This window comes from Streptomyces sp. KL2 (assembly GCF_046529545.1).
GTDB lineage: Bacteria > Actinomycetota > Actinomycetes > Streptomycetales > Streptomycetaceae > Streptomyces > Streptomyces radiopugnans.
In genome coordinates this window covers 3,505,788-3,518,953 of the sequence record NZ_CP127170.1, presented here as the reverse complement: position 1 = coordinate 3,518,953, position 13,166 = coordinate 3,505,788, and the positions used below count along the sequence as shown (strand labels likewise).

General features: G+C 73.4%; 10 protein-coding genes. 6 read left to right on the top strand and 4 right to left on the bottom strand.

Translation table 11 applies throughout. The features are described from left to right. The first annotated feature begins 88 nt into the window (after positions 1-88). Entirely contained in the window at positions 89-523 is a 435-nt protein-coding gene (locus tag QPK52_RS15975; RefSeq protein ID WP_410538167.1) for a phage holin family protein, read from the top strand. Beyond that, the gene (locus QPK52_RS15970; RefSeq protein WP_410538166.1) at positions 520-888 is read left to right on the top strand and encodes a DUF3618 domain-containing protein; all 369 of its coding nucleotides are present in this window, start codon (positions 520-522) and stop codon (positions 886-888) included. Before QPK52_RS15975 ends, QPK52_RS15970 begins: the two co-directional genes overlap by 4 nt. Here the strand turns inward: QPK52_RS15970 and QPK52_RS15965 are convergent. Both QPK52_RS15965 and QPK52_RS15960 read right to left on the bottom strand, forming a co-directional pair. Further along, a complete protein-coding gene (locus tag QPK52_RS15965; RefSeq protein ID WP_410538165.1) occupies positions 853-1,935 on the bottom strand; it encodes a YihY/virulence factor BrkB family protein in 1,083 nt (360 codons plus the stop codon). The genes QPK52_RS15970 and QPK52_RS15965 overlap by 36 nt on opposite strands. Positions 1,936-2,099: 164 nt before the next feature. Beyond that, complete coding sequence (locus tag QPK52_RS15960; protein WP_410538164.1) at positions 2,100-4,442, bottom strand: serine hydrolase; 2,343 nt, start codon at positions 4,440-4,442, stop codon at positions 2,100-2,102. Between the two features lie 322 nt (positions 4,443-4,764). Here QPK52_RS15960 and QPK52_RS15955 point away from each other — a divergent pair, with 322 nt between their 5' ends. The 3 genes from QPK52_RS15955 (at position 4,765) to QPK52_RS15945 (ending at position 7,061) form a co-directional block, all read left to right on the top strand. Beyond that, positions 4,765-5,535: a GOLPH3/VPS74 family protein gene (locus QPK52_RS15955; protein ID WP_410538163.1), complete on the top strand. Its 771-nt coding sequence runs from the start codon at positions 4,765-4,767 to the stop codon at positions 5,533-5,535. A 232-nt stretch (positions 5,536-5,767) separates the two neighbouring features. Next, the gene (locus tag QPK52_RS15950; RefSeq protein ID WP_410538162.1) at positions 5,768-6,628 is read left to right on the top strand and encodes a helix-turn-helix domain-containing protein; all 861 of its coding nucleotides are present in this window, start codon (positions 5,768-5,770) and stop codon (positions 6,626-6,628) included. Positions 6,629-6,851: 223 nt separating this feature from the next. Then, positions 6,852-7,061: a DUF397 domain-containing protein gene (locus QPK52_RS15945; RefSeq protein WP_093659086.1), complete on the top strand. Its 210-nt coding sequence runs from the start codon at positions 6,852-6,854 to the stop codon at positions 7,059-7,061. 237 nt (positions 7,062-7,298) lie between these two features. On the opposite strand, the gene QPK52_RS15940 is transcribed toward QPK52_RS15945, so the two are convergent. Further along, positions 7,299-8,423, bottom strand: coding sequence for an ADP-ribosylglycohydrolase family protein (locus QPK52_RS15940; RefSeq protein ID WP_410538161.1), 1,125 nt, complete (start codon positions 8,421-8,423; stop codon positions 7,299-7,301). Positions 8,424-8,671: 248 nt separating this feature from the next. Beyond that, positions 8,672-11,263, bottom strand: coding sequence for a bifunctional FO biosynthesis protein CofGH (locus QPK52_RS15935; protein WP_410538159.1), 2,592 nt, complete (start codon positions 11,261-11,263; stop codon positions 8,672-8,674). Positions 11,264-11,467: 204 nt separating this feature from the next. On the opposite strand from QPK52_RS15935, the gene QPK52_RS15930 reads away from it, so the two are divergent. Continuing rightward, entirely contained in the window at positions 11,468-13,000 is a 1,533-nt protein-coding gene (locus QPK52_RS15930; RefSeq protein WP_410538158.1) for a CehA/McbA family metallohydrolase, read from the top strand. Positions 13,001-13,166 lie beyond the last annotated feature (166 nt).

Sequence of the window (13,166 nt, the reverse complement as noted above, 5' to 3'; positions counted from 1 at the left end):
CCTCCGCCCGCTGACGAACGGGTGAGACCGGGTTAGCGGGCGGTGAGCGGAGGTACTCGGAGTGCTGACCCATGAGGGGAGCGCGACGATGAGCACGATGCAGCGGATGGACGGACACAAACACGGGCACGGGCCCGGGGAGGAGCACTCCGTCGGCGAACTGGTGGCACGGGCCACCGCGCAGATGTCGCAGCTCATGAAGGAGGAGCTGCAGCTCGCCAAGATGGAGATGGCCGAGAAGGGCAAGCGGGCCGGGATGGGCGGCGGCATGCTCGGCGGCGCCGGGGTGGTCGCGCTCTACGCGGTGGGCGCCGGTGTGACGGCCGCGATCGCCGGTCTGTCCGTGGTGTGGCCGGTCTGGCTGTCCGCCCTGGTGATCATGGCACTGCTGTTCCTCGTCGCCGGGGTGCTGGCGGCCCTCGGGCGGCAGCAGATGCGCAGGGCGGCGCCCGCCAAGCCCGAGCGGGCGCTGCGGGGCGTGCACGACGACCTGGACGAGATCAGGGGAAGGGTACGGCGATGAGCGTTTCGAGGGACACCAGGCAGACGGAGTTCCCGAATACCCCGGGCATCCCCTCCGACCCGGAGACCCCCGCCGAGCTGCGCGAGCGGATCGACCGCACGCGCCGGGAGCTCGGCGACACCATCGAGGAACTGGCGGCCAGGGCCGACGTCAAGGCCCTGGCCCAGCGCAAGGCGGCGGGCGCCGTACGGGCGGGCCGGCGCAACGCCGTGCCGCTGGCCGCGGCGGGCGGGGCCGTGCTCGCCCTCGTCGTGGCCGCCGTGGTGCTGCGGCGGCGGCAGGTGCAGCGGCGGCGGTACCCGCTGCGCCACGACCCGCGGACGCCGGCCTCAGTCCGCCGCCTTGTCGAGCGAATGGCCGCATGAGGCGTCCGGGCCCGGGGGCCGGTCCCGGTCCCGGTCCGGGCTCGGCTCCCGGTCCGGACCGGTGCGGGCGGGCGCGTCCCCTCCGCGCGGCTCGCTCCCACGCGGCCCGCTCCCGCGCCGCTCCATCCTGCGCCGCCTGAGCCGCAGCCGCAGCGAACGCGGCCACTTGGCGGTGTCGCGCGGCTCCACGTACGGCTCCTCCCCCTTCGGCAGCCCGTCCGCGTAAGCCCGCCGGCGGGCCAGTTCGGCGTCCAGCTCCAGGCCGAGCAGGATGGCCAGGTTCGACAGCCACAGCCAGACCAGGAAGACCACGACGCCGGCGAGGGTGCCGTACGTCTTGTTGTACGAGCCGAAGTTCGCCGTGTAGAGCGCGAAGCCCGCCGAGACGGCCAGCCACAGCAGCACGGCCACCACGCTGCCCGGCGCCATGCGCAGGCCCCGCAGCCGGGCGTTGGGAGCCGACCAGTACAGAATGCTGATCATCGCCGCCACCAGCATCACCAGCACCGGCCACTTGGCGACCGACCACACCAGCAGCGCCTGCTCGCCCATACCGACGGCCTTCCCGGCCTGCTCGGCCAGCCCGCCGGTGAAGACCACGATCACCGCGCTCACCGCGAGCAGCACCATCAGGACGAGCGTCACGCCGATCCGCAGCGGCGTGAGCTTCCACACCGGGCGGCCCTCGGGGATGTCCAGGACGCGGTTGGCCGCGCGGATGAACGCCGCGACGTAGCCGGAGGAGGCCCACACCGCGCCCAGCAGGCTGACGGCCGCCAGGAAGCCGCCACCGCTGCTGCGCTGGATCTCGCCCACCGTCTCGCTCAGGATCTCGCGGGCCGGGCCGGGAGCGAGCCGCTGGAGGTTCTCCAGGATGTACTCCGTCGCCGTCTCGCCGACCGCGCCGAGCAGCGAGACGAGCAACAGCAGGGCCGGGAAGATCGACAGCACGCCGTAGTACGTGAGGGTCGCCGCCCGGTCCGGGATCTCGTCGTCGAGGAACTCCTTGGCCACGCCCCGCGCGACGGCCCACCACGTCTTCGCCATGGCCCTACTGATTACCGCCGCGGGCCCGGCCATGTGCCGCCCGGTGGACACGTCTGCGTAACGGCGGACCCGGACGGCCCGCGGCCGCCGCAAACGCGCGGGGCGCGGTACGGACGGCGCCTGCCGTCCGTACCGCGCCGCGTACGGGCCCCGCGGCCCGTACGTCACAGGATGCGGGTGAGCCGCTTCCCCGCGCCCGGTTCGGCCAGTTCGTCCTGGACGGCCACCGGGACCTTCACCTGCCCCGGCCCGCTGCCGACGGTGAGGGTGCCGACGGTTTCACCGGGGGCCGCCGTGTGCGGCACGCCCTTGCCGCCGTCGGTCAGCGCCAGCTCCACCTTCAGACCGGACCAGCCGACCGCCGAGACGTCCTCGGTCGCGACCAGCGGCGTGCGGCCGCCGAGTCCGTCGTCCACGTAACCCACCACGTCGCCCTTGGCCACGATCTTCTCCGACTTCAGGACCTCCTGCGCGGAGACCAGCAGATCGCGGCTCTCGGCGATCACCGTGTCGATGATCGGCGGCTTGTGCTGCCCCATCATCGCGCCGACGATCAGCTGCGTGGTGCCGCCGACCTCCTTCTCCCCCGCGAACAGCAGGTTGCCGCCGGCGGCGGTGGTCGTACCGGTCTTGATGCCGACCGAGTTGTTGTAAGGGACGAGTCCGTTCCAGTTGCGGTGGGAGACGCCGTTGCGGTCCTCGTACGAGGGCTTCTTGACGATCTCCCGGAACGCCTCGTAGTCCATCACCTTCTTGCCGAGTTTCACCTGGTCGGCGGCCGTGCTGACGGTGTCCTTGCGCAGCCCGCTGGCGTCGGTGTAGGTGGTGTTCTCCATCCCGAGCTCCTCGGCGGCGGCGTTCATCTTCTCCACGAACGCCTTCTCCGAACCGCCCGAGTCCCAGCGGGCCAGCAACCGCGCCACATTGTTGGCGGAAGCGATCATCAGGGCGTGGAGGGCCTCGTTGAGGGTTATCTCCTCGCCCTCCTCGACCTCGACGGTCGACTCGCCCTGGGCACTGAGACCCGCGTCCTTCTCGGCCTGCGCGTCGACCGGTATCTTCGGGCCCTCCTCGCCCGCCTTGAGCGGATGGTCGCGCAGGATGACGTAGGCGGTCATCACCTTCGCCACGCTCGCTATCGGCACCGGTTCCTCCTCGCCGTACGAGCCGAGGGACCCGAGCCCCTCCACCTCCAGTACGGCCTGGCCCTCGGACGGCCAGTCCAGGGCGGGCCTGTCGCCCTCGAAGGTGTGGGTGGCGGAGGCGGTGAGCACCAGCTCGGGGGCGGGCAGCGGACGCATGAGCTGCGCGACCGCCAGAACGATCACCAGCAGCAGGACCAGCGGCGACCAGATCTTGATCCGCCGCAGGGCGACCCGCAGCGGGGTCTCGGGCGGGGCGGGCTTGTTCGTCAGCTCGGCCAGCAGTTCCAGCGGCTTGTGCGGCGGCAGCGGCTGCTGCTTCGTCCGCTCGGCCTCCGGCAGCTCGGGGCCCGGCGTGTGCGGCGGCTGCTCGGGCGGCACCACGGCCGGGGGCACACGGGGAGCGTCGGCGGACCGCAGCGGCACGAAGCGGCTCGTCCGCTCGACCTCGCTCTCCTCCGGCTCCCCGGCCTTCTCCGGGGCTCCGGTCTTCTCCGGGGCTCCGGTCTTCTCCGGGGCTCCGGTCTTCTCCGGGGCTCCGGTCTTCTCCGGGGCTCCGGTCTTCTCCCGGTCCTTCGAACCCGGTTCCCCCGGGGTGCTCCCCGGACGTACCCGGAACATCGCGGTGGGCTGGTCGACCGGCCGTCCGGTCCCCGCGTCCTCACCGTCCCCGTCGGTCCTGTCGTCCCCGTCGGTCCTGTCGGCCTCGGCCGTGCTCCCGGGAGCACGGAAGACCGCCGTCACCCGGTCCACCGGCTCGGCCCCGGGCTCCTCCGCCACCGCGGTGGCGCCATCCCCGTCGGGCTCGGCGTCACCGGTGCCGTCGACGCCATCGGCACCGGTACCGGCACCGGCATCGGTGTCGGTGTCGGCGCCGGTGTCCTGGGAGGGCCCGCTTCCGCCGGACTCCGCTTCGGTCCCGCCGTCCTCACCGGTCTTACCGGCTCCGCCCTCCTCGCCGTCCTCGCCGGCTTCGGTCTCGCTCCCGGCCTTGTCCTCGGGGACGCGGAAGACCGCCGTCGCCCGGTCCACCGGCTCGGCCCCGGGCTCCCCGGAGTCCCCGCCGGCGGGCTCGTCCCCGTCGGTGGTCCCCGGTTTCCCGGCCTCCTCCGGTTCCTCGGCCTCGGCCTCGGCACCGTCCTCGGCCTCGGCACCGTCCTCGGCGTTCCCGGTCCCGGTGCCCCCGGCGGGCTCGGCGCCGCCGCCCGCCTCCTCGGCGCCGCCGGCCGCCTCCTCGGCGGTTTCGGCCTCTCCGGCCGCCCCGCCGGCCGTCTTCCCGGCCGTTGCCGCCGGGCCGTCACCGTTCGGCGAGGGCTTCCCGCCGCCGGCCGTCGCCTCGTCCCGGGGCGCCTCGTACAGCGCCACACGGGGATCGCGCGTCTGATCGGGAACCGTTCCGGCCTCTCCGGTCGTCTCCCCCAACGAAGTCTGCCGTTCCGAACTGTCGGGGGACTTGCCCGCCACCTATGCCTCCCGCTTGGTGCTCACCACTCGTCGTATCAGTAAACAGTGTCCTGAACGCCGGTCCTCGCCCGGCACTCCGGCCCTGTTTCGCGGCCGCGAGGGCCCGCTAAATTGCCAGACGGTAACGACATACCTACTGGTTCCATGACAAAGCGCCCAGGCACTCTCGACAGACCTCTGTGAGAGGGGTCACCCTGTCATGCATCCACGCGGGGAGGCATGGATGGGCAGGAGCCGCAGAACAATTCCGGAGGAGCTTCTGCTGCTGGCCCTGGACCCGGCCACGGGTACCACGGCGCAGCCGCAGTCGCTCGACCTCGGCCTGGCCGGGGCCCAGCTCGTGGAGCTGGCTCTCGCAGGACGGATAGCCCCTGACGGGGATCGCATAGCCGTGGTGCTGCCACGGCCGACCGGAGATCCAACCCTGGACTCCGCGCTGGAGCTGCTGCGCAGGCGCGGCAGCCCCGTCCGCGCGGTCCACTGGATCGGCGGGCCCAGACTCGGGCTGCGCCAAACCTATCTCACACACCTGGAGCGCTGCGGCATGGTTCATGCCGTATCCAGCCAGATGTGCGGGGTGCTGCCGACGACTCGCTACCAGGCGACGGACACGGCGGTGAGCCGGGAGATCAGGGCCCGGCTCGACAACGCGATCCGCACCGGCGTACCGCCGGACCCGCGGACCGCCGCACTCGCCGCGCTGGCCCACGCGGTCGGCCTCGGCAAGCACCTCTACCCCGGCAACGAGGGGCGGTCATCCCGCTCCCGGCTGAGGGATCTGATCAGGCACGACCCGATGGGCGGTCTCGTCGCGCACGCCGTGATGGACGTGCAGAACGGCGTGGCCGCGCAGCCCCGGCGCGCCGCCCCCGGCAGGGGTGCGGGCGGGCCGGGCGGACCGGGCGGCGGCCGGACGGCGGCACGGGCCGCCGCGCCGCAGCCGCTCACCGGGCAGGCACGGCGGGGCGGGATGGCCCGCGCGGGCGCCCACTGACCCCGCCGCACCCCCACCGGCGGACACCCGGCGGATCTCCCGATTCGGCCGAATCCGTTCCGTCAGCCGCGAAGCGCGGGGTGGCGGTCCGTACTCCGACCACGGAGCACGGGCCGCCACCCCGCGCGTGCGTGCGTGCACCCTGTGTGGCGGTTTTCCAGCGCGAACACGGCCGTTGGTGGCAATCTGCTCCAGGAGCGGTCTTATTGGCGTAAGCGGAGGTGTGCGCACCGTGGCATCCAGTGTCAATCCCACCGTCAGGCGGCGCCGGCTGGGCCAGGAGCTGCGCCGGCTCCGTGAGCAGAGGGGCATGACGGCCGAGGAGGTCGCCGACCGGCTGCTGGTCTCCCAGTCCAAGATCAGCCGGCTGGAGAACGGCCGCCGCAGCATCAGCCAGCGCGACGTCCGCGATCTGTGCGGGGTCTACGAGGTCGACGACCCGCGGATAGTCGACTCGCTGATGCAGATGGCCAAGGAGTCCAGACAGCAGGGCTGGTGGCACGCGTTCGGCGACATCCCGTACAGCGTGTACATCGGCCTGGAGACGGACGCGGCGTCCCTGCGCGTGTACGAGCCGCAGGTCATGCCGGGGCTGCTGCAGACCCCCCAGTACGCGGAGGCCGTCGTCGCGGGCGCGCTGCCCGAGGCGTCGGCGGAGGACGTGGAGAAGCGCGTGAAGGTGCGGCTGCGCCGGCAGGAGCGCATCCACGACCGGAAGAGTCCGCTGCGCCTGTGGGCGGTGATCGACGAGGCCGCGCTGCGCCGGACGGTGGGCGGGAGGCAGATCATGCGGGACCAGTTGGAGCACCTGCTCGAACTCTCCCGGCTGCCCCATGTGACGGTGCAGGTGCTGCCCTTCGCCATGGGCGCGCACCCCGGGCTCAACGGCCAGTACGCCATCCTGGAGTTCCCGGACGCGGCGGACTCGACGGTGGTCTATCTGGAGGGCGTCACCAGCGACCTCTACCTGGAGAAGGCCGGCGACGTGCACAGCTACAGCGTGATGTACGAGCACCTGCGGGCGCAGGCCCTCAACGTCGAGCAGACACGGGAGTTCGTCGAGGACATCGCCAAGGAGTACACCCGGGGCTGAGACCGGCGCCGGTGGCGCACACGCGGCACGCGGCAAGCGGCACGCGGTGGCGAACGGCGGCGCAGCAAGCTACACCTGGCGGCGTGTCGATGTGAAGAGCTGTCTGGAATATGCCATCCGGTCGAGTGAACGGCGTTATTGGCGGCCCCTGTTCAGGGGTACCGTCTGCCGCACGCCGGGCCCAACCGGCGATTTTCACCGTCTGGGAGAAAACGGAGAAGACATGGCAATCCGACAGGGCATGACCGACAGGTGGACCAAGTCCAGCCACTCCGCCGGGAACGGGGCGTGCGTGGAGGTGCGGTCCGCCGAGCCGCAGGCGGTCGCCGTGCGCGACTCCAAGGTCCCGCAGGGGCCGTCGCTGGACTTCGTCCCCGGCTCGTGGACGGCGTTCGTGGGAGCCCTCGGCCGGGGCGCGCTCGCCCGGCGCTGACCGCTCCCGCACGCCGCGACACCACGCACCGCACGCCGCGCACCGGACCACGGTGGCGCCGTGTCCCGCGGTGACTCGCGGCGTCTCGCGGTGCCGAGCGGCACCGCGGCCGAAGCCCTCTCGACTGGTTCGCCGTCCCGGCCGAGGGGGTTCGGCGCTTCCGGGCCCCGTAAGCCTCCGTGAGCCCCCGTAAGCCCTCGTGAGCGGGCCCGGTTCCGTACGCGGGGCCCGGCCCCGTCAGGTGCGCGGGTAGCGGGTCAGCCAGCCCGGCGAGCCGGCCGGAGTGGCGGGACTGTGGAGGGCGGGCCCCTGGGTCATCTCCATGGCGAAGTCGTCGGCCAGCTCCAGGATGGTGGCGCGGCCCTCCAGTTCGGCGACCCAGTTCGGCGGCAGGGCGGTCTCCCCGTGCATCACGCCCAGCAGGTTGCCGCAGACCGATCCGGTGGAGTCGGAGTCGCCGCCGTGGTTGACCGCCAGCAGCAGGCCGTGGCGCACGTCCTCGGCCACCAGCGCGCAGTACACGCCCATCGCCAGCGCCTCCTCCGCCGTCCAGCCCTCCCCCAGCGACTCCACGCGCTCCGCGGTCGGCAGCCCCTGGCGCACGGCTCCGAGCGCGTGCTTGAGGGCGTCCGTGGTCTCCTCGTGGCCGGGGTGGGCCGCCAGGTGGGCCAGGGACCGCTGCACCGCGGCGTCCAGGCTCTCGCCCCGGGCGACGGCGTGGACGATGACGGCGAAGGCCCCCGCCGCCAGATACCCGGTGGGGTGGCCGTGGGTCTGGGCGGCGCACTCGGCGGCGAGCTGGAAGACGAGCTGCGGCTCCCAGCCGACGAGCAGTCCGAAGGGCGCGGATCGCATGACGGTGCCGCAGCCCTTGGAGTCGGGGTTCTTGGGGGCGTCGAGCGTGCCCATCCGGCTGTCGGCGAGCCCGGTCAGACAGGCGCGGCCGGGCGCGCGCTGTGAGTACAGCCACTCCTGGCGGGCCAGCCAGCCGTCCTCGGTGCGGCGCTCGTCGGGCCCCCAGTCGCGCTGGGTGGCGGCCCAGCGCAGATAGGCGGCGTGCACGTCGGTCGGCGGGTGCCAGGCCCCGGTGTCGCGCCGGACATGGGCGCGGATGAGGCCGTCGACGGTGAACAGGGTCATCTGCGTGTCGTCGGTGACGGCGCCGCGCCGCCCGTAGGCGGGCACGTAGTCCGTCACTCCCTGGGGGCCGTGGGCGGCCCGGATGGCGTCGAGCGAGTCGAACTCGACGCCCGCGCCGAGCGCGTCGCCGATCGCGCCGCCGAGCAGGCAGCCGCGCACCCGGCTGCGGAAGTCCTGCTGCTCGGTGCGGCCCCAGATGCCACCGCCAGGTGTCGCGGTCACCGTGCCGTCCCTCCCGTTCGCCCCTCGGCTCTCGTCCGCTCGCGTCCGTTCCCGTGTCCCGTTCCCGCCGGCTCCCGCGCCTTCCGTGCCGACCCCACCGCCCGGCCCGCCGGTTTCGAACCGCACTGTAATCGACCCCGGGGAGGCGGAGGCGGCACGGAGGTGGACGGGGGCCGGAGATCCCGGGAAGACGGCCGGAAGTCGCCCCGCGCCCGTCCGGGCCCGTGGAGACCGGTCCCCGGGCGGGCTCAGTCCTCCAGTACCGGCAGCAGCTCCGGGAGGCGCCCGCCGGACGCCTCGGCGGCCCGTACGCGCTCCTCGGGGACCTCGCCGTAGGTCGTGGTGCGGGGGCGGGCCGGGCGTCCGGCGGCCTCGGCGATGGCAACCAGCTCCCGGACGGATTTGTACGAACCGTAGGAGGAGCCGGCCATCCGGGAGATGGTCTCCTCCATCAGCGTGCCGCCCAGGTCGTTGGCGCCCGAGCGCAGCATCTCGGCCGCGCCCTCGGCGCCCAGCTTGACCCAGCTGGTCTGGATGTTGGTGATGTGCGGGTGCAGCAGCAGGCGGGCCATGGCCGTCACCGCGCGGTTGTCGCGGACCGTCGGCCCGGGACGGGCGATCCCGGCCAGGTAGACCGGGGCGTTGGTGTGGACGAACGGCAGCGTGACGAACTCGGTGAAGCCGCCGGTGCGCTGCTGGACCTCCGCCAGCAGACGCAGGTGGCCCAGCCAGTGCCGGGGCCGGTCCACGTGCCCGTACATCATCGTCGAGGACGACGGCAGGCCCAGCTCGTGCGCGGTGGTGACCACCTCGACCCAGGTGGCGGCCGGCAGCTTGCCCTTGGTGAGGATCCAGCGCACCTCGTCGTCCAGGATCTCCGCGGCCGTGCCGGGGACGGAGCCGAGCCCGGCCTCCTTCGCCGCCGCCAGCCAGTCCCGGATCGGCATGCCGGTGCGGGTGGCGCCGTTGACGACCTCCATGGGCGAGAAGGCGTGCACGTGGATGCCCGGTACGCGCTCCCTGACCGCCCGCACGATGTCGAAGTACGCGGTGCCGGGCAGGTCCGGGTGGATGCCGCCCTGCATGCAGACCTCGACCGCGCCGACCTCCCACGCCTGCGCCGCCCGGTCGGCGATCTGGTCCAGGGAGAGGGTGTAGGCGTCGGCGTCGGTGCGGCGCTGGGCGAAGGCGCAGAAGCGGCAGCCGGTGTAGCAGACGTTGGTGAAGTTGACGTTGCGCGTGACGATGTACGTCACGTCGTCGCCGACGGTGTCGCGGCGCACGTCGTCCGCGATGCGGCACACCGCGTCCAGGGCCGGCCCGTCGGCGTGGAGCAGCGCGAGGGCCTGGTCGTCGGTGAGGCGGGTGGGGTCGTCGGCGGCGGTGGCCAGGGCGGCGCGCACGTCGGCGTCGATCCGCTCCGGCGCCATGCCGGGCGCGGCGCTCTCGCGCAGCGCCTCCCAGTCGCCGTAGACCTCGTCGAAGTCCGCGCGGCGGTCGGCGGTGCGGCCGGTGGTGTCGATGGTGCGGTGCAGGTCGGTGCGGCCGGCGGAGACGGCGGTGAACGCCTCGTCGGGCTCCTGCCAGGGGCGGCCGGTGACGACGGCGTCCTCGCGGGCCAGGCCCGTGTCCGGGTCGGCCAGGGCGGTCACGTGGGGCAGCAGCCTGGGGTCGAGCCAGGGCTCGCCGCGGCGGACGAACTCCGGGTAGACGGTGAGGCGTTCGCGCAGTTCGAAGCCGGCTGCGCGGGTGTGCCCGGCGAGTTCGTCGATCTGGGGCCAGGGGCGTTCGGGGTTGACGTGGTCGGGGGTGAGCGGGGAGACGCCGCCCCAGTCGTCGATCCCGGCGCCGATCAGCAGCGCGTACTCGGCGTCGACGAGGTTCGGCGGGGCCTGGATGCGGGCGGCGGGACCGAGGACGTGGCGTGCCACGGCCACGGCTGCGGCCAGTTCCTCCAGTTCGGCGTCGGGCATGCCGCGCATGGCGGTGCCGGGCTTGGCACGGAAGTTCTGCACGATGACTTCCTGGACGCCCTGGTACGCCCGCTGGACGCGGCGGACGGCGAACAGCGACTCGGCGCGCTCGGCGTACGTCTCGCCGATGCCGATGAGGATGCCGGTGGTGAAGGGGACGGACGAGCGCCCCGCGTCCTCCAGCACCCGCAGCCGGACGGCCGGCTCCTTGTCGGGCGAGCCGTGGTGGGGGCCGCCGGGCTCGGACCACAGCCGGGTGGATGTGGTCTCCAGCATCATGCCCATGGACGGGGCGACGGGCTTGAGGCGCTGGAAGTCCGTCCACGTCAGCACCCCGGGGTTGAGGTGCGGCAGCAGGCCGGTCTCCTCCAGCACCCGGATCGCCATGGCGCGCACATAGGCGAGGGTGTCGTCGTAGCCGTGCGCGTCCAGCCACTGGCGGGCCTCGAGCCAGCGGTCCTCGGGCCGGTCGCCGAGGGTGAACAGCGCCTCCTTGCAGCCCATCGCCGCTCCCCGGCGGGCGATGTCCAGCACCTCGTCCGGGGAGAGGTACGCGTCGTGCCCCTCGCGGCGCAGCTTCCCCGGCACGGTGACGAAGGTGCAGTAGTGGCAGCGGTCCCGGCACAGCCGGGTGAGCGGGATGAAGACCTTGCGCGAGTAGGTGATCACCCCGGGACGGCCGGCCGCCTCCAGGCCCGCGTCCCGTACCCGGGCGGCGGACGCCGTCAGGTCGGCCAGGTCCTCCCCGCGCGCCTGGAGCAGCACGGCGGCCTCGGCCGCGTCCAGCGCGACCCCGTCACGGGCCCGCCGCAGGGCGCGCCGCATGGCGTTGGCGGTGGGTGCTGCCTGCCCGCTCGACGAAGTCATGGAAGCGAGCATACGAGCGCCCCCGGCACCGGCCGGGAGGCGGGGAAGGGATGTCCCTCACACATCCCTCCCGCCGCCGGCCCCGCCGCCGCGGCCCGCCGTCACACGGTGTCGGCCGGGTTATCCACAGGTCTTCTCCCGTCCGTCACCCGCTCATGGAAAAGTGACCGGCACCACATCGGAGGCGACAGGACGGGGGCCGTCATGGACCGGCGCGACGTACTGAGGCTGTCCGCCGCCGCGGGGGCGGCGAGCGCGCTCACGCTCCAGGGCGTGAGCTTCGCGCACGCGGAGGAGCGGGCGGAGAGGAGCGGGGGCGGCGAGGAGAGCAGAACGGTCCGCGGCCACCTGCCCAACGGCGCACCGGACTTCGTCCACCTGCCCGTGGAGGTGCCGCGCGGGGTGCGGGAGCTGGCCGTCTCGTACTCCTACGACAAGCCGGCCGTGCCCTCCGGCACGCCGGGCAACGCCCTGGACATCGGCATCTTCGACGAGCGCGGCACGGCCGCGGGCGGGCGCGGCTTCCGGGGCTGGTCGGGCGGCTTCCGCACGGAGTTCGCCATCAGCGCCGAGCGGGCGACACCGGGATATCTGGCCGGCCCGGTGCGGCCGGGCACCTGGCATGTGGTCCTGGGGCCGTACACCGTCGCCCCGCAGGGCATGGAGTACGAGGTCACCGTCACCCTGCGGTACGGGGAGCAGGGGCGCCCCCTCAGGCCCGCGTATCCGCCGGAGCGCGCGAGGGGGCGGGGGCGCGCCTGGTACCGGGGCGACTGCCATCTGCACACCGTGCACTCCGACGGGCGGCGCACCCCGGCCGAGGTCGCGGCGGCGGCGCGGGCCGCCGGGCTGGACTTCATCGCCACCACCGAGCACAACACCACCTCCGGGCACGGCGCCTGGGAGGGTCTGTGGGGGGATGACCTGCTGATCCTGTGCGGCGAGGAGGTGACCACCCGCAACGGCCACTACCTGGCGCTCGGCGTCGATCCGGGCACCTTCGTCGACTGGCGCTACCGGGCCCGCGACGACGCGTACGAGCGGTACGTGCGCAGGATCCACCGGGCGGGCGGGCTGGTCGTCCCGGCGCACCCCAACTGCCCCTTCGTGGGCTGCCAGTGGAAGTTCGGCTACGCGGGCGCGGACGCGGTGGAGGTCTGGAACGGGCCGTGGACGGCCGACGACGAAGCGGCCCTGGCCGCCTGGGACAACATGCTGCTGGAGTCCTGCCGCCGGGAAGGCGGGGAAGGGCGCCGGCGGTGGATACCGGCGATGGGCAACAGCGACGCCCACCGCGAGCCGCAGGCCGTCGGCCTGCCGCAGACGGTCGTCCGCGCCGAGGACCTGTCGCGCGCGGCCGTGCTGGAGGGCATACGGGCGGGCCGGAGCTGGCTGGCGGAGTCCTCGGGGATCGGTCTGGAGTTGTCCGCCACGGGCCCGCGCGGCGAGCACGCCGGGATCGGCGAGCGGCTGCGCGTCGCGCCGGACGCCGCGGTGGCGGTGCGGCTGGAGGTGTCGGGGGTGCCGGACGGCACGGTGCGGCTGCTGACCGACCAGGGCGAGATGCGCTCGGAGCGTCTGCCCGCCTCGGGCTCGGGCACGGTTCTCTGGCACACCACCGCCTCACTGGCCGCGTACGTACGCGCCGAGGTGCGCCACCCCGCCCAGGGAGGCGGCGGAGGGCTGCCGGGGCCGATGGCTGCGATGACCAATCCGCTGTGGCTGGAGGCGCGCTGAGAAGGCGAAGTGGCATTACCGGCAACTCCCTTGATAAACAGTCCTGTTGCTTCACCACCGGACATCTCGCCATCTGCCGGTCCATCAACTGTCGGTTCCGTCGCGGGTTTGCGGTGACTGTGAGGAGAGACAGGGGCACGGCTGACGTACCGACCCTTGACAAGGC